23 protein-coding genes are annotated in these 22,228 nt (G+C 40.5%); 8 read left to right on the forward strand and 15 right to left on the reverse strand.

Annotated features, from left to right (window positions below; all coding sequences use genetic code 11):
* Positions 1-68: 68 nt before the first annotated feature.
* The 4 genes from ACHUFN_RS00905 to ACHUFN_RS00920 all read right to left on the reverse strand — a co-directional run bounded on the left by ACHUFN_RS00905 (position 69) and on the right by ACHUFN_RS00920 (position 3,456).
* Complete coding sequence (locus ACHUFN_RS00905; RefSeq protein ID WP_394220395.1) at positions 69-1,115, reverse strand: DUF2157 domain-containing protein; 1,047 nt, start codon at positions 1,113-1,115, stop codon at positions 69-71.
* Positions 1,116-1,231: 116 nt separating this feature from the next.
* Positions 1,232-1,636: an MAPEG family protein gene (locus ACHUFN_RS00910; RefSeq protein ID WP_394220396.1), complete on the reverse strand. Its 405-nt coding sequence runs from the start codon at positions 1,634-1,636 to the stop codon at positions 1,232-1,234.
* 208 nt (positions 1,637-1,844) lie between these two features.
* Positions 1,845-2,228: a hypothetical protein gene (locus tag ACHUFN_RS00915; RefSeq protein ID WP_394220398.1), complete on the reverse strand. Its 384-nt coding sequence runs from the start codon at positions 2,226-2,228 to the stop codon at positions 1,845-1,847.
* 385 nt (positions 2,229-2,613) lie between these two features.
* Positions 2,614-3,456 carry a hypothetical protein gene (locus tag ACHUFN_RS00920; protein WP_394220400.1) on the reverse strand — a complete coding sequence of 281 codons (843 nt, stop codon included), beginning with the start codon at positions 3,454-3,456 and terminating at the stop codon, positions 2,614-2,616.
* Here ACHUFN_RS00920 and ACHUFN_RS00925 point away from each other — a divergent pair.
* The 3 genes from ACHUFN_RS00925 (at position 3,440) to ACHUFN_RS00935 (ending at position 4,264) form a co-directional block, all read left to right on the forward strand.
* Complete coding sequence (locus ACHUFN_RS00925; protein WP_394220401.1) at positions 3,440-3,640, forward strand: hypothetical protein; 201 nt, start codon at positions 3,440-3,442, stop codon at positions 3,638-3,640. The genes ACHUFN_RS00920 and ACHUFN_RS00925 overlap by 17 nt on opposite strands.
* 73 nt (positions 3,641-3,713) lie before the next feature.
* Entirely contained in the window at positions 3,714-3,947 is a 234-nt protein-coding gene (locus tag ACHUFN_RS00930; protein ID WP_394220402.1) for a type II toxin-antitoxin system CcdA family antitoxin, read from the forward strand.
* Positions 3,947-4,264 carry a CcdB family protein gene (locus ACHUFN_RS00935; protein WP_394220403.1) on the forward strand — a complete coding sequence of 106 codons (318 nt, stop codon included), beginning with the start codon at positions 3,947-3,949 and terminating at the stop codon, positions 4,262-4,264. Before ACHUFN_RS00930 ends, ACHUFN_RS00935 begins: the two co-directional genes overlap by 1 nt.
* 237 nt (positions 4,265-4,501) lie before the next feature.
* Here ACHUFN_RS00935 and ACHUFN_RS00940 read toward each other — a convergent pair whose 3' ends face one another.
* Positions 4,502-5,164 carry a hypothetical protein gene (locus ACHUFN_RS00940; RefSeq protein ID WP_394220404.1) on the reverse strand — a complete coding sequence of 221 codons (663 nt, stop codon included), beginning with the start codon at positions 5,162-5,164 and terminating at the stop codon, positions 4,502-4,504.
* Between the two features lie 615 nt (positions 5,165-5,779).
* On the opposite strand from ACHUFN_RS00940, the gene ACHUFN_RS00945 reads away from it, so the two are divergent.
* The 3 genes from ACHUFN_RS00945 to ACHUFN_RS00955 all read left to right on the forward strand — a co-directional run bounded on the left by ACHUFN_RS00945 (position 5,780) and on the right by ACHUFN_RS00955 (position 7,464).
* Positions 5,780-6,757 carry a transposase gene (locus ACHUFN_RS00945; RefSeq protein WP_394220406.1) on the forward strand — a complete coding sequence of 326 codons (978 nt, stop codon included), beginning with the start codon at positions 5,780-5,782 and terminating at the stop codon, positions 6,755-6,757.
* Positions 6,758-6,901: 144 nt separating this feature from the next.
* Positions 6,902-7,147, forward strand: coding sequence for a type II toxin-antitoxin system CcdA family antitoxin (locus ACHUFN_RS00950; RefSeq protein ID WP_394220408.1), 246 nt, complete (start codon positions 6,902-6,904; stop codon positions 7,145-7,147).
* Positions 7,147-7,464: a CcdB family protein gene (locus ACHUFN_RS00955; protein ID WP_394220409.1), complete on the forward strand. Its 318-nt coding sequence runs from the start codon at positions 7,147-7,149 to the stop codon at positions 7,462-7,464. Before ACHUFN_RS00950 ends, ACHUFN_RS00955 begins: the two co-directional genes overlap by 1 nt.
* A 283-nt stretch (positions 7,465-7,747) precedes the next feature.
* On the opposite strand, the gene ACHUFN_RS00960 is transcribed toward ACHUFN_RS00955, so the two are convergent.
* The 5 genes from ACHUFN_RS00960 to pnp all read right to left on the reverse strand — a co-directional run bounded on the left by ACHUFN_RS00960 (position 7,748) and on the right by pnp (position 13,586).
* Positions 7,748-8,569 carry a toll-Interleukin receptor gene (locus ACHUFN_RS00960; protein ID WP_394220411.1) on the reverse strand — a complete coding sequence of 274 codons (822 nt, stop codon included), beginning with the start codon at positions 8,567-8,569 and terminating at the stop codon, positions 7,748-7,750.
* A 152-nt stretch (positions 8,570-8,721) separates the two neighbouring features.
* Positions 8,722-9,054, reverse strand: a complete 333-nt coding sequence (locus tag ACHUFN_RS00965) for a hypothetical protein (RefSeq protein ID WP_394220412.1) — start codon at positions 9,052-9,054, stop codon at positions 8,722-8,724.
* Positions 9,055-9,222: 168 nt separating this feature from the next.
* Positions 9,223-10,740 carry a P-loop ATPase, Sll1717 family gene (locus tag ACHUFN_RS00970; protein WP_394220413.1) on the reverse strand — a complete coding sequence of 506 codons (1,518 nt, stop codon included), beginning with the start codon at positions 10,738-10,740 and terminating at the stop codon, positions 9,223-9,225.
* 263 nt (positions 10,741-11,003) lie between these two features.
* The gene (locus tag ACHUFN_RS00975; protein ID WP_012518312.1) at positions 11,004-11,297 is read right to left on the reverse strand and encodes a DUF1244 domain-containing protein; all 294 of its coding nucleotides are present in this window, start codon (positions 11,295-11,297) and stop codon (positions 11,004-11,006) included.
* A gap of 177 nt (positions 11,298-11,474) precedes the next feature.
* Positions 11,475-13,586, reverse strand: a complete 2,112-nt coding sequence (gene pnp, locus ACHUFN_RS00980) for a polyribonucleotide nucleotidyltransferase (protein WP_394220414.1) — start codon at positions 13,584-13,586, stop codon at positions 11,475-11,477.
* A gap of 395 nt (positions 13,587-13,981) precedes the next feature.
* On the opposite strand from pnp, the gene ACHUFN_RS00985 reads away from it, so the two are divergent.
* Entirely contained in the window at positions 13,982-14,536 is a 555-nt protein-coding gene (locus ACHUFN_RS00985; protein WP_394220415.1) for an HNH endonuclease, read from the forward strand.
* A 3-nt stretch (positions 14,537-14,539) separates the two neighbouring features.
* Here the strand turns inward: ACHUFN_RS00985 and ACHUFN_RS00990 are convergent, their stop codons facing one another.
* From ACHUFN_RS00990 to ACHUFN_RS01010, 5 genes are all read right to left on the reverse strand, one after another.
* The gene (locus ACHUFN_RS00990) at positions 14,540-15,490 is read right to left on the reverse strand and encodes a mechanosensitive ion channel family protein (RefSeq protein WP_394220416.1); all 951 of its coding nucleotides are present in this window, start codon (positions 15,488-15,490) and stop codon (positions 14,540-14,542) included.
* 129 nt (positions 15,491-15,619) lie between these two features.
* Complete coding sequence (locus ACHUFN_RS00995) at positions 15,620-16,867, reverse strand: glutamate-5-semialdehyde dehydrogenase (protein ID WP_394220418.1); 1,248 nt, start codon at positions 16,865-16,867, stop codon at positions 15,620-15,622.
* Positions 16,864-17,973 (reverse strand): glutamate 5-kinase, encoded by a 1,110-nt coding sequence (proB, locus tag ACHUFN_RS01000; RefSeq protein ID WP_394220419.1) that lies wholly within the window; start codon positions 17,971-17,973, stop codon positions 16,864-16,866. Before proB ends, ACHUFN_RS00995 begins: the two co-directional genes overlap by 4 nt.
* 16 nt (positions 17,974-17,989) lie before the next feature.
* The gene (gene putP / locus ACHUFN_RS01005) at positions 17,990-19,504 is read right to left on the reverse strand and encodes a sodium/proline symporter PutP (RefSeq protein WP_394220421.1); all 1,515 of its coding nucleotides are present in this window, start codon (positions 19,502-19,504) and stop codon (positions 17,990-17,992) included.
* Between the two features lie 427 nt (positions 19,505-19,931).
* Positions 19,932-20,978: a DNA topoisomerase IB gene (locus ACHUFN_RS01010; protein WP_394220422.1), complete on the reverse strand. Its 1,047-nt coding sequence runs from the start codon at positions 20,976-20,978 to the stop codon at positions 19,932-19,934.
* Positions 20,979-21,513: 535 nt separating this feature from the next.
* On the opposite strand from ACHUFN_RS01010, the gene ACHUFN_RS01015 reads away from it, so the two are divergent.
* Positions 21,514-22,104 (forward strand): hypothetical protein, encoded by a 591-nt coding sequence (locus ACHUFN_RS01015; RefSeq protein WP_394220424.1) that lies wholly within the window; start codon positions 21,514-21,516, stop codon positions 22,102-22,104.
* Positions 22,105-22,228 lie beyond the last annotated feature (124 nt).

Below are 22,228 nucleotides of genomic sequence, written 5' to 3' on the forward strand. Positions count from 1 at the left end.
CTTTGTGAAAGAAAAGCACCCTGCTCTTCTTTTTAAGGTGATTAACGCTCGGTTAGCTTGTTGTCTAACTAAGCCTTTTTCTCTAGCAATTCTTGCATCGCCTTAGGCAGTGCGGCTCTCACTTTTTTAGTAATTTTGTTTTCATTTTTTTGCCACACTACGCCTAGATAAACGACACCCAAGCCTATGGCGGTAAGTGCCACAGGAAACAGCCAGCTATCTTTAAACACCGTAGAAGCTAAATGGCCTAAGTAAAAACAACTCCCTAACGCCCCGAAGATCACAAATACGCGCCGAGTTAATAAAGCTCCTATGCCAATCATAAGAAGGTTCACGCAAAAATAACCAAATTTAGACAGCTCATTATCAGAATCCTGACTGGTAAGCCCGCCCCAAAAAGCGATAACACCAAACAGGTAAAGCCAAAACGCATAATCAGCCGTATGTCGCGACCTTATATCAACCCAAAACGCCAACAGCGTCATTAGTAAACCAAAATACATGGAAACAAGGGCGTGTAACTCAAAAGAATGCGCATATAAGGCGTCGTATTCGCTAACTAGAAACTCGGTTACATCCATACTCATGTACCAAAGTGTTACCGCTATAGGCATGACGAGAAAAGGATATTTATACCGCCAAACAACAATTACTCCCGCAATAAGCGTACCCAGTTCGATATACAGCCATAGCCACTGAATACGAGTATGAAACTGGCGATAAACCGTATTATCGTGGGGCCAAAGGCCAAGCCATTGCTGTGCACCATAAATAGCAAGAGGGGTTAAGCACACCACGAAGGTCGCACAAATGCCTGCGGGAATAATAAGGTTTTTGCTTGCAAAGGCGTTTGCCAGTTTTAACCCCACGGCGGCATATAGCATTGATATAAACACGATACCTGCCCCGCCGAACTGCTCCCAACCCAGGTTCATGAATAAGGTCATGGCACCAATAGCAATTAGACCGCCTAAATAATAAAGAATATGCGTGAAGGAAAAAGACGGAGTATGCAGGCTTTCTTCTTGAAAGAAATGATAGAGCGCAGCGCCCTGTTGCTCAGAGATGATATTGTTTGCGACTGCTTTTTGAAGCGTTGCTTTTGATACTTCCATGTACTTCTTAACCTTGGTCTATACGACTACTAATTATTACTTTACTGACTACTGAGGAAAAAGCCAGCTTAAGTGATACCAGAAATATTATTGTAAGCCTTGTTGGCAACTAATTTCTAAACGGCAAAAGCGTTTGCAACAAACGCTGCCCACATCACCAGCACAGCAACAAAATTAATGGTGAACACCATACCGCGTAAGCGAACATTTGAAGTGAAAATTTGAACAGTGCTGTGAAGCACTCGCCCGATGACAAACACCCACGCCAAAAAAATTTGTGTAGTGTCTATTGGCTGGTTCGACGCCATGAGAAGCACACAAATAACGTGAAAAAAGATTGGCCACTCGAATTGATTGCTTAAATTGGCGCTGATCTTGGGTTGAATATTTTGAAATGGGTTTTCCCCTTTCTTGCCCTTTCCTATTCCCCACACCACTGGCGCGCGAGCTATTGTTAAAAATGCATAAAGCAGAGCGCACCACAACACATGTAGAAAAATAGGTAAGATAAGCTCGTTCATATTAGTTTTTGGGTTTATAAGTTTTTGACAAGTATCTCATTGTATTCGTGCCACACTGCCATTCAGCGACTGTGGCGTAGAATAATAGAACCACCACCAAAGCGACACGACGCAAAGAAATATCAGCTAGATTTTACTTTTAATGCTTGTGCTTATCATGCTCTACTGTCGTGTATACGCGTTTTTTAAATTTGTTGGCGAATTAGTGCTAGCTACGCTTTTGGTCTAGTCCTATTACTACGTCTTTTAACGCGGTAATGTCTGCATTTTTGTCACTGTAATGACGCACAGCCTTGATGTAATTTTCTTCGGCTTTATCTTGGTTTCCCGCCTTTTCGTGCAGTAACCCTATTCTTAAATAAGTAAACGATAAATTATTTGGACCCAACTCAGCACTACCATTATTCAACTCTAAAACTCTTGAAAGGGCTTGTAGTGCATAAAGCCCGCTTTCAGGTGAGCCTTGTAAATATTGACTGTGCGCTAATTCAATTTCTTTCTTTAAAAAGTCTGAAGTAATCTGGTTAGCAGAGGAAACCGTTGAAGCGAAAGCACCTAATGCAAATAGGCTAAATTTGATTGTTTTATTCATGTAAATTCCCTTTAGATTGAAGCGTGTTGTAAAACATTTGAAAACTAGGTCGCAGAGCCTTAATTCTTAATGACGAAATACCTCTGCATGTTAATGTTCGTGCGACCAACCTGCTGTTCCATTATCGACATGTCGCTAGCGATACATAAAAGATAAACATTATTATCAGCAATAACAACATGCGAAGGCCTAATTTAAGCTTCTCAAGGTTTGTTCATTTTTCTTTTATTTTGATTTTCAACAAAGGCAGATAAATTGGTTTAAGCGAAAATACTCTCAACAGTGAGATTTAAGTTTTGTTTATAAAGCATGTGCTCCTCCCTAGAAAAATAGCCCTTAAGAACAGGCGGAATTATTTGGATTATTAAGCATTAATTTATTACTTTCATAATCCTAGCTTGGAGACTAGTTCATGCCATCTTGCTACATCTTCTTCATTACCATTTATCGCCCGCTCCCCGAAATGTTTGACGGTTTCATCTGCTTTGCCTCCGATAGTATTTAATGCCTTATCAGCAAGAGCATTAACCTGCTCTTGCGTTGGGGGCGGTAATTGACTCTTAGATGACTTATCGAACTCACGAATAAAGTCTGCGATGACATCACTTTGTGCTACTGATCTTGCTTGGTCCAAGCCAGCACCCATTTTTCTAACAATAGAAGACATTTGACTTATATCTTTATCTGTTAGATTAGATATAAGGTCTGCAGTTTTGTTAGCTCTTATTGAAATTGTATTGAATAGTCCTTGCGGATTTTGGCCAGTCTTAAGAGTTAATAAATTGAGAATCCCAGCTAAGTCAGCGGTAAACGTGCCAAAATCGCGTGATGAATGCTTAGCCTGCCATACGGTCATAGAAAAGCCAGTGGGCCCATTGAGAACGCTAGACAGGGTCGATCTTTCAGCTTCAAATAGATCCAGGTCAGTTCTAACTTCTTCTGGCGAGGTATAGAGAAGACCTCGATTACGAAGTGAGTGTAACGCCATCCAAAGTCGTGAAATATCTACCTTTAGCTGTTCAGTGGCTTTGGTCTCCGCTCTTTCAGCGGCGATAACGGCTATAATTGCAATAGCCCCCACCATTAAAGCAAAGATGTTTGAAATAGAAGCAGATAATGTTGCAACTTGTGAAATATGTTCAGTAGTGTTTTCAGTTGGTGGATCTAACGGACCAAAGTTGGTTAAACCGATAAAAAGTATAAGACTGGATATGACAACTGAAGCCATTGCTAACCCCAGTGCGAGCCATAAGTACTTACTTAAAGGGCTTCTTCCCATGATTATTTTCCTTCCTATTTACAAACCTATCCTTAATGCTTTACTTCGCACTAAAAGGTGTGCGCTTGCTGGTTTAATGGTGGCCATTTTCAAAGCCAAACAATATGTAAGCAAAGATATCGGCCTTGTTTAGTACTTTGCAATGCGCATATGTATGCGCACACTTAGTGGTGAAACTAGTTGGAGTGATAAAATGCAAGATTTATATGACGTCCATTCCCCCCAAGAAAGCAACTAATCTAAGCTTAAATAGCGACTTATTGCAGAAAGCTAGAAGTTTAAAAATTAACCTATCTGCGACCTTAGAACAAGCCCGTAGAGACAAGCTAAAAAGTATTGAAGCAGAGAAATGCAAAAAAGAAAACAAAGCTGCCATCGCTGCTTACAACGAGTTTGTTGCTGATAATGGTTGTATAGGGGATGAGTACAGGAACTTCTAATGGCGCAATTTGATGTTTACAGAAATCCAAGCAAGAAAACTAACAACGCTTATCCTTTTCTTGTTGATGTTCAAAACTCTGTAATTGATCAATTGGTAACGAGGCTGGTTGTACCGTTAACAAGTAGCAATTCTCGAAACAGTTTTTACATGAAAAAGCTGACGCCAGAGATAGAGTTTGAAGGCACAACATACTTATTTCTAGCGCAACAACTTAGTTCCATACCCGAAGAAGTACTCAATGATCGCATTGGTTCGCTGGAGCAATCCAGAGAGCTGCTTATAGATGCAATATACTTCGCTATCACTGGAATATAATACATACAGATAAAAAGGCAGGCATAAAATGTATAACTTTTTACACAAATATGCCTGTCATGGTTAGTCAAGTATTATTACCAGCAATAACAACCTGCGAAGACCCAATTTAGGCTTCTGAAGGCTTGTTCATTTTCTTATATTTTTATTATTTCTGCTCTCTATGCATATTCCTTGCGAAACTCATCAGTGTAAGCATGAACCTTCTTTTTATTAGTCCATGGGTTGATACGTTTGTTAGCTATTCACCTTTAAGTGTTCAATATCATACGCTCTTGAGCCTAGTTGTTTCGTAAACTCTATATGAAAATCTATTACAGTATTAAGTGCCCAATTGGCACAGTCTGTTTGGTAAATACCGCTACCAAGATATGTCCCAGCATCCGACGAAAGGTTGAACTTGCCCTTTAAGCGCCTCTCCAACTTTGAAAAATGATATTGTTTGATTTTGTTAGTGTTATAAATAATTAGTTCTTCGGGTTTAGCGTGGATTAAGTAATTTCTTAAATCAATTAATGAAGATGCCGAATCGTATAGTGTCGTAGATTTATTAATAGCTTTTCGAGCAATAACATCAAGAACTTTGTTGTATTTTTTTAACACAGCTAATCGTTCAATTTCTCTGAATTCTGTAATTAGGGTCTTTCTGTGATCTTCATTGAAGCCCAAGTTCCCCCAAATTCCATCAAACTCTTTTGCATCAATGAGAAGTTCATTTATAAAGCCTTCTAAAAAGGCTACAGAATGAGTGATAGTAGCTAGGCTGAAATATTTAGTTTTTGTTCTATCTGAGTCTATTGTTGATTTTGCAAAGAATGATGCTGCTTCGATATGCTCCAGTGAAAGGTAAAGCCTCTGTACTGTCGTTTGGTTCCCTTGCCCATCAAATATGATTTTCATGACGATACCTCGAAGAATTGCTAACGCCCGTCTGAACAGGCGGAAAATAGCAGGCTAAAATTAGCGACGAAGGAACGCAAGCCTGCTTTTTTGCGTCCTTTTTTAAACATTTGTTAGCTATATGCCAAAATCAGTCTGAAGCTTTTTAAGGTCACTCCATTCATTATCTTTATAGAAATTAATGTCAATAGGATAAGCATCGTTACCAGATAAGGCTTCATAAATACTTCCCTATCTGCGATATAAAACACAAACTCTTTAAGGTCATTTTCTGTCGCTGAGTATACGTCGAAATAAAGTTATTCACGGCCTCTGATTGTTTCAAGGCCATCTTCAAGTTTAGTTCATTCACATGTTTTAGCGGCATTCCGTTATTAGTTGAGCCATTATATGTCCATGAAACTACAGTCAGCCACTCCATTTTTGAACGAGTGCTACCATCAGGGAAATCATTAATGAACTTATAAACGACAGGTTTTCCTTATATTGTTATAAACATGTTATAAACAAGACAGGCATAATTCTAAAACTTGCAAACTGTTCCTTTGTACACTTTCTTTCACCTGAGTAGCTCTTCAAACTGGTCAAAGAGTTAATCAGAGTCAGACAGCCGCAATGCCTAAAGCCCGAAAGTCACAAATCAGTTTATTGGATACGCCCTATTATCACTGTGTTTCCCGCTGTGTTCGTCGAGCGTTTTTGTGTGGTGAGGAAAACGGAAGAAGCTTTGAACACCGTCGCCAATGGGTGGAAGACCGAATTCATGTTTTGAGTGAGGTGTTTGCCATTGATTTATGTGCTTATGCGGTGATGAGCAATCATACGCATCTAGTGTTACACGTAAATCAACAGAAAGCAGACGCACTGAGTACAGAAGACGTGATTCAACGTTGGCATAGACTATACAAAGGCACCCTACTCTCGCAGCGCTATATATCACCAGATTTACGCAAAGACCTACACGAAAGCCAAATTAAAACGATAGAGTTAACGGCTGAGGTATGGCGTAAACGGCTATTTGATATCAGCTGGTTTATGCGTTCACTGAATGAATATATTGCCAGGGCCGCGAATAAAGAAGATAACTGCACGGGGCATTTTTGGGAGGGACGGTTTAAGTCTCAAGCATTATTAGATGAGTCTGCCCTTGCCGCCTGTATGGCTTATGTTGATTTAAACCCGGTACGGGCAAAAATAGCTAAAACCCCTGAGGCATCTGACTATACCAGCATTCAATATCGTATTAACGCGGCTAGAGTAGGCAAAACACCCAAACGACTTATGCCTTTCGTTGGCAATCCAAGGCAAGAGATGCCACACGGTTTACCTTTCACCCTTCCAGACTATTTCCAGCTTGTAGATATAACTAGCCGGTATATTCATCCAAACAAGCGCGGCAAGGTTGAGCATAATCTACCCTCTATTTTAGAGCGTCTCAATATTGAACACGAACAGTGGCTAACTTTAACCACGCAGTTTGAAATTTGTTTTAAGCACGCCGCTGGCCAAGTTCTTCGCCTTGAGCAATACGCACACAATCAACATCAGCAACGGGTTCAAGGGAAACAAAGTGCAATGCGATTACTTGGTTAGCTTTGCAGCTCAGTAAAGAGCAAGACGGGCACAAGATTTAAACATCTGTACTCAAAAATATCTGTGTTGTTAAGAAGGACTTAGTTCTTTTCAATGCGCATTCGCATGCGTATACTTGATATTAAGACCATTTGGAGTGATAGCATGCAAGATTTATATGACATTAATGCCCCAAAAAAAGCGACGAATTTAAGCTTAAACAGCGACTTATTACACAAAGCTAGAGACTTAAAAGTTAATCTGTCTGCAACCTTAGAACAGGCACTTAAAGACAAGTTAAAAAGTGTTGAAGAAGAAAGATGGAAAAAAGAAAACAAAGCTGCCATAGCTGCGTATAACGAGTTTGTTGCTGAGAACGGTTGTATAGGTGATGAGTACAGTAACTTCTAATGGCACAGTTTGATGTTTACAAAAACCCAAGCACAAAAACAGATAAAGCTTACCCCTTTCTTGTAGATGTTCAAAACTCTGTAATTGACCAATTAGCAACACGGTTAGTTGTACCGCTCACAAAGAATAAGACTAGAAACAGTCTTTATATGAAAAACCTTACGCCGGAAATAGAATTCGAAGGCGAGACATACCTATTCATGACTCAACAACTTAGTTCCATACCCGAAGATGTGCTCAAAGACTGCATCGGTTCTTTAGAGCAATCTCGCGAATTGCTAATAGGTGCAATAGACTTTGCTATTACTGGAATATAGCCTTTCTATAAGAGACTCTGACAGGTGGGCATAACGGCATAATGTGCCTAGAGAAGTGCACAAATGAGCCTGTCTTGTTTAGTCTGGCTTGACTCCACTTGAACCGCTCGCCGAAGATCAGCTGAAATTGTTGGCCTCGGCTGATTATATGTGCTTTTAGGCATGTTGATTTAATGCTCAGTTATCAACCCAAGAAAAATGCCTGTCTTATTTGGTATAAAAATGGGGGATTAAATAAGCACATAAAGTAGATTTTTTTAGACAATGATGACTGTCTAGTGGCCTACAAATCTATTAAACTTCTAACTTTTTTAGACATCTCACTTGCAGGAATATTATGTTCCTTGCTTAATATCTCAACAACAGCATCAAAGCTAATATCAGCGTCCATATAGCTGTTTATCCTATCCTTTAAACCTCTTATGTAAACCGACTTAATTGATCCATTGTCAGTTTTAAACTGTATCCGTTCAGTAGTGTCGAACCCTCGACCACTTAATAAACGTGGAGCTCTTCTTTCAGACTCTAAAGATCTTACTCTTTTATCCATAGAACGTGTGGTAGCGAGAATTTCTGCAAGAATATCGTCTTCACTTCTTTTTTCTATAACTTCAGTTGCAGGAGTCTCTATTAAGATTGCTTTAAAAGATTGGTCAAACTGTGGCCAATATGTTTGAAACACTTGCTCTAATGTTTTTTCTTTTAGTGATTTTTCTTTTAATGAGTTGTTTAGTGTCCTAACAAGCTCCCACATACTATCTTGGAGAGGTATTGTGTGATTGAATTGCGATAGTGGAGTTCCAACATCCGAGGGCTCTAAATCTATTAAAAAAGTACATACACGATTAGTAGATAGTCCCTTAGCTAACGCGCCAGCCTCAAAAAGTATCCATGGCTTATTTTTATTTTCTTGAGTTAAACAAATAATACCGATAGTGGTATTTTGTAACTGTCCGTTAATTTCGGAAAACCACAGTGAACCTCGATCTATATCCTTGCTCGACATCCAAGGGTCTACAGCTTGTATTACACATTGTAGCCATTCGTCCATAAGTTCTGCAATGGCCTTACTTCTTTCTCCAGACCAGCTTAGGAAAATATTCAATTAAAACTCCTAAATATTAGTATAGTCAAATTCACCTATCTCTCATTAAGAGGCAATAATAAATGAGCAAAATTAAGAAACGAAGTAAAGCAGCCCATGTATTAGCGTCCTTGCGAGCGGAGAGAATGCCTAATGTGGTTTCTAAGAGCCGTTTACCCTAATACGACCTTGTAAGTAATTGCGAAACCCGCGCATACTGCCGTTGATACGTAGGCAAAGCCCCAAGCCATATAACGGACACTTCCTTTGGAGGCTATTTTTTCTCCGAAGTAAGACTGTGCCTTATTAATGGCTGCGAATGTCAAGCCAACAGCGATTAATCCAAGGAAAAGCCCAGATACTATTCCTAGGATATAAACCAACTTCTCAAGATATTTAAAACATAATATTGATACTGTGAAAAAGCCTACAGATAAAGCGTAGCATTCTGACTGCCACTTTATAAAATCGTAGTGTTTAACAAAGAAATTTGTCATTCTATTCATCTAAACTCCTTTTTTTTAAGGCAATAACGCCTGACATTTGCGTCGGCGGGCGTCACCTTGATGATCTTGTTATACTCATGGTGCATGTCATATTAAGCAATCTTATCTAGTCATATCCGGTCATAGACAAAGATACCTGTCTTGATTAGTCCTGATTCTATTAACTTATTAGTTTTTTATTGATTCTTCTTGGTCTTCAAGTTTCAATGCTATCCTAATACCTTGATGAATTGTGAATGTTGCATCAAAATCAGGCTCAGCTTGGTCTTCTCTGTGACTCCATGAATAACTGGCAACTTCACTATTTTTACCTTCCTTATGATAAATATTTCCAATCACACTAAATCTATATAAAAACGAGAGCATAGCTTTTACATTCTCTTCGCCTCCATCTACTTCAAATAGATGTGGCTTTTTCTTTCTAATCTTATCCAGCGTTATAGTAAAACCTCTACCAATACCTTTGAGAAGAGATAAAGAACTCTCTACAAACTCTGTGCTTTTATGACCTTTCATTTCGTTACGAACATCATCATAAAGGTATTGTGAATATAACCCCTTAGTTTTAACTAGAGCGAACGCACCGCATTTATTAAAAGACGGAAACTCTTCACCAGCGATTTTAATTAGTTGAACAAGGTCTCTAGGTCTTGCAAAAGTTCTATCTAAAAGCCACAAAGCTGTATTCCTATTCTCGATAGTATCATCGAATAGCTCATAAAAAACTTCGTTATATTGCTCTGGAGCTATCCTCTTATTGAGTTTTAATGCGGTAATGACTCTGTGTATTAACATATCAAAAAGAGGAGAGTTTTCTCTTTCTTCTGGCCGCCAATTAAGCATTAAAGAATTGTCCATTTTATATTTATTTAAATCTGAGCTGTTTAATGCCCTGAATATATCTGAACGCAACAATAATATAAATTTTCCATTAAAATCTGCTCGATAGAACTTTCGATTCAATTCATCTACAGCGTAAATGAGGCTACAAATACCATTCCCATAAACTTCAGAGCCTTCAAAACCATCGTCCAAGTCATCAAAAAAAATAGTAAATTGAGAGTTAGTAGATTGACCTATAGATATAATTACATCTTCGAGATCTTCTAAATAGTCTAAATAATTGCCTGCACTAATTTCTGAATCTTGTTGGCCAGATAATTGTGCTACTTTTGAAGAACCAAAAGTCCATTTTATATTCTTCGATTTATCAAAAACTCTCTTTTGGTTAATCTTTAGTCCGAAGTTCTCTTTTAAAAAGGTTCTCAATAGTTCTACTAATTCAGTTTCTATGCAAGACTGATCGGAAATCAATTGATAAGAAATATTTATAAGGAGACACCATTTCCAGATAAAAAAGAACTCTTTTTCAGTAAATTCTTCGTCCTTGTATTCTAAGAGCTGGTGATATTTGAAGTTTCTAAATGATCCAACTTTTACAAATTTATCGAAGTGTTTATTTCTATCTTTAAATTTATGTTCGATAAACTTTGCCAGTAAGCTTTTACCAGTGCCCTTTCTTCCAATTAAAAAAAACACATGGGGTTCCATAACCTTAGTAGAATTGCTCTCATAATCATAAAAATAGTTATGAAACATTGGAAGAAAATCAGCTTCATCTTCTCCCGAAGCACTCCCTTTAGTCACATCTGCCAACGTAAATCTTCTTTTTATTATTTGTGACATATACAATTCCTTTCGATAAGAGCTTACAATCTGATTACCCCCAAAAACAGAAAGCGTTCACGGTCGTTGACGCTACTCTTGCTATTTTGAGGCTTGTACCTTAAACCATAAACAATAGTAAAACCAAGTAAAAAAAAGAATTTCAGTATTCGACACTAATATCAAACTACAGACTGAGAAGTCTGCTTTTTATATTTTAATGAAACAAAAAAGCCAGCATTAGCTGGCTTCAAAACACAAAAAAATTCCGCCTTAACGAAAAACTATTTCCCCTGCCTAGCAGCCAACTTTTCCAACTGCTCGTCAGTGGCAGGAAGCTGGTGCTTTTCCTTCCATTCTGAATACGGCATTTTATATACCACTTCGCGTGCGGCTTCGTAGTCGATATCAGCGCCCTGCTCGCTTGCAGCTGCCGAATACCATTTTGCTAAGCAGTTACGGCAGAAGTCGGCCAAAATCATCAGGTCAATGTTCTGAACGTCTTTATTTGCGTCTAAGTGTTCTACTAAGCGGCGGAATACCGCTGCTTCCACTTCGGTTTGCGTTTGCTTATCCATTATTAAATACCTCTAAAAAAGCGCTTTTCGTTATGGGTTGAAAGTGTGGCTAAAATGTAAGGATTAAAGGGTAAAAACCCAACCCGTCATTACCTCTTTAAACCCTAAAACGAAAAAAGGGAGCCAAGCTCCCTTTTTACTTAAACATAACTAACTAGGTTTAAAACCTAATTGCTATTACTCTGCGTCGTCAGACTTAGGCGCAGGCTTTTCTAGAAGCTCTTTAATGCTTAAACGTACACGGTTTTGGCGATCGATTTCCATAACCTTAACGTCTACCATTTGGCCTTCTTCTAGGTAGTCAGTTACTTTGTTCACACGCTCGTGAGCGATTTGTGAAATGTGAACAAGACCTTCTTTACCTGGAAGTACTTCTACAAACGCACCGAAGTCTACAATACGTGTAATCTTACCGTTGTAAGTCTTACCAACTTCAATTTCAGCCGTTACTTGCTCAATCTTGCTAATAGCGATGTCTGCTTTCGCACGCTCTGTCGCGAAGATTTTGATAGTACCGTCGTCTTCAATTTCGATGTTAGTGTCAGACTCTTCAGTAATTTGACGGATCATTGCGCCGCCTTTACCGATAACGTCACGAATCTTGTCTTGGTCAATCTTCATTGTGTAAATGCGTGGAGCAAATTCACTTAGCTCTTCACGGTGACCGCCAATTGCTTCGTCCATTACGTTAAGAATGTGCAAACGTGCTTCTTTTGCTTGTTTAAGCGCAATTTGCATGATTTCTTTAGTAATACCTTCAATCTTAATGTCCATTTGAAGTGCAGTAATACCTTCGGTAGTACCCGCTACTTTAAAGTCCATGTCGCCAAGGTGATCTTCGTCACCAAGGATGTCTGAAAGTACAACAAAGTTGTCGTCGCTCTTAACTAGACCCATTGCAATACCCGCAACAGACGCTTTAATTGGTACACCTGCATCCATAAGCGCTAGTGAAGTACCACATACCGACGCCATTGAAGATGAACCGTTTGATTCTGTGATTTCAGAAACCACACGTACAACGTACGGGAATTCATCTTCACTTGGCATTACTGCTTGAATACCACGCTTCGCTAGACGACCGTGACCAATTTCACGACGCTTAGGCGAACCAATCATACCGGTTTCACCAACACAGTATGGAGGGAAGTTGTAGTGAAGCATGAAACGGCTGTCGCGCTTACCTTGAAGCTCGTCAATCATCTGTGCATCACGCTCTGTACCTAGCGTAGCAGCTACAAGTGCCTGCGTTTCACCACGAGTAAATAGTGCTGAACCGTGAGTACGTGGAAGAATACCTGTTGCTACGTCTAGTGCACGGATCATTGCTGGGTCACGACCGTCAATACGTGGCGCGCCAGATAGAATGCGTGAACGTACAACGTCAGACTCAAGGTCATGAAGAAGGTCTAGTACTTCTTTCTTGTCTTGTTCTTCGTCTTCAGCAAGGATAGCTTCTAGTGCTTTTTCAGTGGCTGCAGTTACCGCGTCTTTACGCTCTAACTTGTCAGAAATCTGATAAGCCGCTGTCATTTCAGCTTCAGCTAGTGCTTTAACTTTGTCTTTAAGCGCTGTGTTTTCTGCTTCTGGTGCCCAGTCCCACTTCTCAGTGCCAACTTCAGCAGCAAATTCGTTAACTGCGTTAACCACAGTTTGCATTTGCTCGTGACCGAACATAACCGCACCTAGCATGGTGTCTTCAGAAAGCACGCTTGCTTCTGATTCAACCATAAGTACTGCGCCTTCTGTACCCGCAACAACAAGGTCAAGCTCGCTTTCAGCTTGCTCTTCTGCGCGTGTATTTAGAATGTATTCACCGTTGCTAAAACCAACACGAGCCGCACCAATTGGGCCGTTGAAAGGAATACCTGAAATAGCAAGGGCAGCAGAAGTACCAATCATAGAGATGATGTCTGTAGGGATATCTGGGTTAGCAGACATTACAGTAACAACAACTTGTACTTCGTTTTTAAAACCTTCTGGGAATAGTGGACGGATTGGACGGTCGATAAGACGTGCAATCAGTGTTTCACCTTCAGATGGACGACCTTCACGCTTGAAGAAACCACCTGGAATTTTACCCGCAGCGTACGCTTTTTCTTGGTAGTTAACAGTAAGTGGGAAGAAGTCTTGATCTGCTTTGGCTTCTTTTTTACCAACTACTGTTACTAGTACAGACGTGTCGTCCATGCTTGCAAGAACCGCAGCTGTTGCCTGACGAGCAATTACACCCGTCTCTAGAGTTACAGTATGCTGTCCATACTGAAATGATTTAGTAATAGGAGTCACTATTTGTCCTTTAATTTCAATCTTTATTTTATCGCTTTTAAACGCGGCGCATAGTATAGCCATGAAGTGACGTTAATACCATGATCAAATGTAGCCCCGCGCGGAATTTGTCGTACAATTTTGTAATCAACTCGGTAATTTACCGCTACCACCTATAGCACCATGACTATATGAAATATCTGTGAAATTTCAATTATTGACTATATTTTCATCATAATGACATAAAACAGCGTATGCTAGAAGAAAATGCGGGCGAATTAAGAACATAACCAGGTAGTTCGAACGCAATAAAAAACGACAACGAATTATACAATAAGAACGTCTTATATTTGGGCCTGTTGAAATGCTATTTGTGTCAAAGAGCAGCAAGCCCCAGTGTGCTAAAGGAGATAACCATGTTGGTACTTCGACTTAACAAAGCAGGCATGCCGCAAGAGTGGATAGATGTTGAACAAGCCGCAAAGCTTTACAGTCAAGATAAGGTGCTTTTTGAATTGGGCAGCGATGCTATTACGCTTAGAGGAGGATGGAATCACGAGGGGCTACAAAGCGAACTTACCCTATCTAGCATTATTGCTTGCGATGGAAAAGTGACAGACTTATCTGGCAAGGTTGCACTAACTAATCGCTATTTGTTTCGGCGAGATAGTTACTTGTGTATGTATTGCGGCAACAAGTTTACGCCCAAACAATTGACCCGAGACCATATCATTCCCCGCTCTCGGGGCGGTAAAGACAGTTGGACAAACGTTGCTACTGCGTGCCAGCGCTGTAATCATGCAAAAGGCGCTAAAACGCCAGAAGAAGCAAATATGCCCCTACTTGCCGTACCCTTCAGACCAAACGTTTACGAGCGTTTTTATTTGATGAACAGGCGAATATTGGCCGATCAAATGGCTTTTCTGCAAAGCCATTTTACCAGCCATAGAGAATGGACATGCTTAGAGTAAAAGTTACATCGCGCCGTTGGACGTAGTTTGCGAATCACCTAGCGCTTTTGCTTGGTTTTGCGCTGAAGCCGATTCACTGTTTTGCACGTGAAGTTGACGTTGCTCCTCTTTTTGCGCCTTAAACCATAAGCTCAACCAATCTGAACACATTTTATGCTCTAATTCATGGGCTTCGGCTGTGGGGCAAAACAAGCTCACCTTTACTACTACTTTTGCAAGTTCATTGGTTTTAATTTCAACTTCCGGGTCTATGCGAATAAATTCTTGCTCTAAATGACGTTCAATTAACCCTTTGTAACGCTCTGCAACGTCACGAAAGTATTCACAATGTGCTTGCGCTCTGGCGTGAAAAGCAGATATCAGGCTGTAAGCGTTAACCGTCGGCTCGTTAACTATTTCAAAGGAATGTAAACGATAGCGGCGCATAAAGTTTAGATTACGTACAGTTTGGGTTACCAGTTGACTATTAGGTACGTAAACGTGTTTACCTGTGTAGTTGAAGCTTTCAGGGTCAACTTCTAGAAGCGCTGTTTTTGCCCAGTCCATTTCAACCACTTCACCTATAATGTTATTCATTTGGATCCAATCTCCTACCCTAAACGGCCTTGCGCCTAAGTAGTAGATAAAGCCCATAAAGCACTGAATAAACTCCCGTGTAGCAAGCACAATTGCAACCATAAAGGCGGCAATGGAAATGGCTAAGGTTTGAATTTCCGAGCTCCACACCATCATTAGCACAACGATAATAAAGGCGTTGCCTAGTTGCTCTAGAATATTTATCTGATTTCTTCTGTCCTCACCACGCTGAGAACTAATACGTCTTATAAGTAGCAACACACCTTTTTTAATGAAGTGCAATACAATTAAAAGTATTAGTGATGTAAGCAGTTTATACTCATTTGCAAAGGCAATAAGTTGATTCCATAACTGCGTTGGGTCTATCACAATCTCCATGTATGCTCCATCTATGCTGCTGGGGTAAATCTTTGAATAGTCATAAAAAAGCGCCGACGAATGTCAGCGCTTTTATTATGAAGCATGTAAACTTGTGGCACAATGCCGACCAGTTAAAACAGCCTTTTATTATTCACGAATTTGGCCTTCACCATTCACCAAGTATTTCTCTGAAGTCAATGACTCTAAGCCCATTGGCCCATAAGCATGTAACTTAGTCGTTGCAATACCAATTTCGGCACCTAGTCCAAGCTGACTACCGTCAGAAAAACGTGAAGACGCGTTTACCATTACCACACTTGCATCCACTGCACGTTGGAACAGCTTGCCTTTTTCTGCATCTTCTGTGCAGATTACTTCAGTGTGGTTACTACCAAACTGAGCGATATGATTTACCGCTGCCTCGAAGTCATCTACAACACGAATAGCAATTTCTAAGCCCAAGTACTCTTCACCGTATGCGTCTTCAGCGATAACGTCAGCGCCATCAAAATACTGGCTGCCTTTTTCGTTAACGTGAACTTTTACGCCTTTTTCTTTAAACGCGTCGGCCACTTTAGGTAAGAAATCACCCGCAACCGCTTGATGCACTACTAAGCCTTCTAAGGCATTACACACACCAGTACGCTGCGTTTTACCATTTAGAAGCAGCCCCATCGCTTTGTCTAAATCAGCGTCTTTATCTACGTAAAGATGACACACACCTTTGAAGTGCTGAATAACAGGCACCTTAGCGTTATCAGTCACGTAGTTGATAAGGCCCTCACCACCACGTGGAATAATTACGTCAATGTAGTCGCGCTGTTCCATTAGCTCTTGCATTAGAGCACGGTCTGGATTTGGTACTACTGTTACCAGCGCTTTCGGCAAGTTGTGCTTTTCAAGTACTTCTTGCATCAGCTCGGCAATGGCTAAACTTGTGTCTAGTGCTTCTTTACCACCACGTAATATTACTGCGTTGCCCGATTTGAAGCACAGCGCGCCTGCGTCGGCAGTAACATTAGGTCGTGCTTCGTATATCATGCACACAACACCAAGCGGTATACGCATTTTCTTAATTTCGATACCGTTTGGACGTGTACCGATAACGCGCTCTTTACCTACCGGATCATCAAGTTCAACAATAACTTCGATGCCCTCGGCCATGGATTCAATGCGCTCATCGTTAAGGATTAAGCGGTCAACCATTGCTGCGTCTAAGCTATTTTCTTTAGCGCGGGCTACTTCCTTTTCGTTTACTTCAATAATTTTGCTTTTGTTTGCACGAATTGCCGCGGCCATATCAGTTAACACCGCGTTTTTCTGGCTTTCACTTAAAATTGCCAGTGTACGTGCAGCTTTTTTTGCCTGTTGTGCTAACTCTGTAATAATGCTCATTCTTTCTCCAGATTTGCTATGTGCTGATCAGAAATAATTGGCCCCGTTTTTTCTTCAAACTCGGTGGCAAATTCTTCGTTTTCCTGATTCGCAATAAAATTCAATAAACAGCTACTGTAATTCGACTTCGCTTTGACCAATTTAGTGCCATCTTCTTTACGCACTAAAATTGTGTCGCCCACCGAGAACTCACCTTTCACGTCTACAATTTCGCTACTGGTTAGTTGCTCTGCGTCGCCGGCTAAAGAGGCATCAAAATCCCCTTCTACTATTACCTCGCCTTGCGCGTTTGACGTATGGCGCATCCAATGCACATTTTCTTGCATTGGCTTGGCGTGCGGTTTGAAATGCGTGCCCGGGTTTTCACCTGCTAGCAGCATATTAAACGACAATTCAGTAAAGCCATTAATAATATATGTATCTATACCATGCGAAACAGCTTTCTCGGCCGCTTCAATTTTGGTGCGCATTCCACCGGTGCCTACACCGCCTTTAACCGCACCACCAGCCATGTCATAAATGCTTTGATCAATGGTATTAACTGATTTAAGCAATTTTGCGTCGTCATGTTCATGCGGGTTTTTATCGTACAACCCATCAATGTCAGAGCAGATAATTAGTGCATCTGCTTCAGCTGCCGACGCTACCATGGCCGATAAATTATCGTTATCACCTACTTTCAATTTGTCGGTGGTAACCGTGTCGTTTTCGTTTACGATAGGCAGAACATTGTTGTCCAATAAACTGAATATCGTTTCACGGATACTTACGTAACGCTCTCTGTCTCGCAAGTCAGCATGCGTTAGCAGCATCTGGGCAGACGGAAAATCAAACAGTCTATCCCACGTGGCAATCATTTCGGTTTGACCCGCGGCTGCCATTGCTTTTTTAACCGCAATATCTGACTTTTCTTGCTCTGGAAACAGGTGCGCGCCCGCTGCGACAGAACCAGAAGACACTAGTACAACTTGTGTACCGTTGGCTCTGCATCGCACGATAAATTGCGCAATGCTCAAGAGATAGTGACTGCTACAACCTTGTTGGTTGGGCGATATCAATGCACTACCCACTTTAATGACTACGCGTTTCCAATTTGGATGACTCATAATAAACTTTTAAACCTTAAGATTGTTGATTCGCTAATTCTTCGCTGGCTTGCGCAAATGTTGCCTGTACGTTCGACGATGGGTTTTCGCTAAAGCGACTCACCATGTATAGCGTTAACGTACTTACCGCAAACCCTGGAATAATTTCATAAATAACGCTGCTTAACGTTTTACCGTCAGCTAAAACGGGCGCGTGAATCCAAAACAGTACGGTTACCGCACCGCTAATCATGCCCGCCATTGCCGCTTTCGCTGTGAGGTCCTTTTTATACAGACAAAACAGTACTAACGGACCAAATGCTGCACCAAAACCTGCCCAAGCATTACTTACTAAAGATAAAATTGTGTTCGACGCGTCCATGGCTAGTAGCAACGCAACAATTGCAACTCTTGCTACACCATAGCGACCTATTGTTACCGTTTGCTTCTCGCTTAACGATTTGTTTGAAGATTTCTTGTTTACCATTACACGGTAAATATCTTCTGTTAGCGAGCTTGCACTTACTAGTAATTGCGACGAAATTGTACTCATAATAGCGGCCAAAATGGCTGCCATTAAAAATCCACTTATTAGTGGGTGAAACAGCAACTGAGAGAAAATAATAAATATCGTCTCAGGGTCGTCGACAGCAAGACCAAACTGGTTAGCATAGGCAATGCCTACAAAACCTGTTGCTAATGCGCCAATAATAGTCACTGTCATCCAAGACATGCCAATGTTTCGAGCTGTGCCAATGGCTTTAACAGAACGAATTGCCATAAAGCGAACAATAATGTGAGGCTGTCCAAAATAGCCTAAGCCCCAACCTAAACTTGATAGCAACCCTACAATCGTTAGCGTTTCTAACGATTCAGAAAAACTAGGTACAGACTGATAAGCAGCGCTTGTCATTTGCCGCACGCTATCAAATTCAGTAAAGGCAACAATGGGCACTAATACCAGCGCTACAAACATAATGCAGCCTTGCACGAAATCTGTAAGGCTTACTGCTAAAAAACCGCCAAGTAGTGTATAAGACACCACAACGCCCAACGTAATAAATAAGCCTAACTGGTAATCTACTGAAAAGGCGCTTTCAAAAAGCTTCCCCCCTGCTACTAATCCAGCAGACGTATACAGTGTGAAAAACAACACAATAATTACTGCCGAAACAATTCGAATACTCGAATTCGGGGTATTAAAACGCTTTGCAAAAAACTCTGGCACTGTTAGCGAATCGTTCGCTACTTCAGTGTAAACGCGAAGTTTAGGTGCCACGAGCAGATAGTTAGCTAACGCGCCGGCAACTAGTCCAATTGCAATGTAAACTGCATCAAACCCAGTTAAATACATTGCGCCAGGCAAGCCCATTAGCATCCAGCCTGACATGTCAGACGCACCTGCAGAAAGAGCGGTAACTTGAGGACTTACTTGACGCCCTCCCAAAATGTAACCAGAAATATCACTAGTAGATTGTCGGTAAGCAAACAACCCTATCCCTAACATCGCTATAAAATAAACGGCTAATGATAGGTAACTTTCCATTGGCATAACTGTCGTTATTTCCTCTCTTGCTCATAAAAAATTTTGTAATGATTTTGCCCGCTTCTAAAACGTTTTTAGAAGCTTCAATATCTATTCGAACTTAAACATCTATAAGAACATCAGATTTGACTAATCGAACTCGCTAAAGCCGATATTTAGATCGAACAATAATCATTAGAGCTCTAACAATATAAAGATTTTTAAATTTATTTCAAGCTCGATTTTTAAACGACAAGATTTAATAGACACTTATAGCAACTTTTAAAACAACCACGTTCCACAAGAAGTTAACAAGAGGAAAAGATTTTTATAATTTAAATATCATGACCTTAACTATAATAAAAATTTCATGAAACATATTAACTTACCTACAAATAAGCGCTTTTAGACAAACTTTACTATCAACTAAAACATTTTGATGAAAAAAACATTACTAAGCACACTCAGGTGAAATAACATCCAAAAGAAGCCTTTCCACGGGCAGTAAATGCGTTAATTGGGTGAACTCTTCATTTTGAAGAGACCGAAGACGCTCAATCACTTTCAGACACGTATTGTCGTCGTTTTTGACACTGAATAGCTTCGGGTGAATATAATATTTCCTACAAACAGTTGGCGTATTCCCAAGTTGCGCCGAAACTACCTTACTTAACGTACTTTCCCATTTTTTTGTGCGTGAATTGGCTACTTGGTCGTACACATCAGGTAAGTTTGTGAGCGCGAAGCGGCTAGAAGCCCACGTTCTAAAATCTTTGCAGCTAAATTGTTTACCTAACTCTTTATGAATGAATTCATTTACGTCTTCGCTGGTTACATCGTGCCAGCGACCATTACTGTCTTGATATCTAAACAAGCAGTAACCTTGTTGTTGAGCGCAATCACAAATTAATGACGCCAGCTCGGGGTCATTTACTTTAAGCGACCGCGGTTTACCGTGCTTACCCACATAGGCTAGTTCAACACTGTCATCGCATTGAGCTTGAACATGTTTGCGACGCAATGTGGTTAAACCGTAAGTGTTATTTTCTTTACTGTATTGCGCGTTTCCCACCCTTGCGCCTGTGTAGTCAAGCAAGAGGCAAACTAATGCGCAGGCCCTTTGTAAGGTCCAAGTATCTTGTGATATTAACGACAAACAGCGCTCTCTAAAGTCTGGCAGCGCATTACCAAACGCTACTAACCGTTCAAACTTTTCAACTTGTTGCTGCTCATGCCATTTATCGTGATAAATGTATTGTTTACGACCTTTTTCATCATAGCCGATAGCCTGAATGCTGGCCTTGGTGTCTCGGCTTATGTAGGTATCTCGCCAGTTTGGTGGAATAACAAGCTTTTTGATTCGCTTAAGTACGCGCTCGCCTGTCACTTTATTTCCGCTCGCATAGCGATAATAAAAGCGGTTTTTTCCGCATGAGATACGTTTAATTGATAAGTGGCTATCGTCTGAATAAACATTGCAATAGCCCTTAATTCGTTTCACTTCCCTTTCTCCCTACGTTACTTGAAAGTTCAATTGCGAAGACACGTCCGTTTGTAAGAGGTTTCGACGACTAAAAAGAAGTTACAGAGTAAAGAGGAGAAATGATCACAACTTCTCATATTCTCACAACAGCATTAATAGCTTTAACAGTGAAAAAGCGCCTAGGCGTCAAGTAACTTGGGCTTGTAACGTTTTTTCACTCACTTTGTAAAAAAATCACAGTGTTATAAATTTCTCTCGACATTCCACTTGAAATCCACACAGTTTTTAAAAGAAACTTACAGCCGAAGTTACACCGCCCCTACGTTAAGCGATTTTTAGAGTCATCAATAAGTGTTTAACTATTAAACACTTACCGCTAGGAAGTAACGACAAAAGCCAACGTACAAAAAGCGTCGCTTGTTTATCGGAATACTATTTGAATACGCAATACATAACTTAAGTGAAATATGTCCGTTAGTAGAAGGAAACACGGCTTTTGCTGTAGAAAAATGGCCGGAACTGACGGACCGAAAAAGTCATTGAGGAATTAATAATGAGTATTCAAAACACTAAGAAGTCAGAAGTGTCGAGCGCCAAAGACAACGAGCATGAAAGTCTGAGAGCAAAAGTGATTACCAACGGTGAGCTTCAAGTAGCTGCAGTTTTTCCCTCTAAGCAAAAGCTTCAAGAGGCGGTGAACATCGTTCAAGAAGAAGCGTCTGTTGAGCCATCACAAATAGAAGTGATTGAAGCAGGCGATCCGAAAATGAGTGAAAAGTTAGAGCGAAATAGCGATTCTATCGGGAAAAGCATGTGGTCCTTTCACCTATTTCTTGGCTCATTTGGTTTAGGAGTAGGTCTGATTGCAGCGTTTTTGCTTACGCAATTTGGTCCAGCGCTCACGCAGCAAAACCCATTGTTTACGTATATCGCGCTAATTAGCCCGGGTTTATTCATTGGGCTGTTTGTCGCAGGTTTATTAGGCTTGCGCCCCGACAGAAATGAATTAATCCAAACAGTTAGGCACGCAGTTCGCTATGGGAAGGTCGCATTAGTGATTAACCTAGATAAATCTCAATCTTCTTCGAAGGTATCAAGATTACTAAAACAACATACCGACAACGTCGTTGAATCTATTCGCTAGCGTACTTAAGTGCACTTTTCGACACTGTGCATCGTAGGAGTATGTTATTGTATTTACAATTTCGCAGTTAACACAATTTGACATCTACAAAGGCGATACACCTAATTTTGCGTGTATTGCTTTC

Origin of the sequence: Alteromonas gracilis (assembly GCF_043642145.1) — a bacterium.
In the GTDB taxonomy this organism is placed as follows: domain Bacteria; phylum Pseudomonadota; class Gammaproteobacteria; order Enterobacterales; family Alteromonadaceae; genus Alteromonas; species Alteromonas gracilis_B.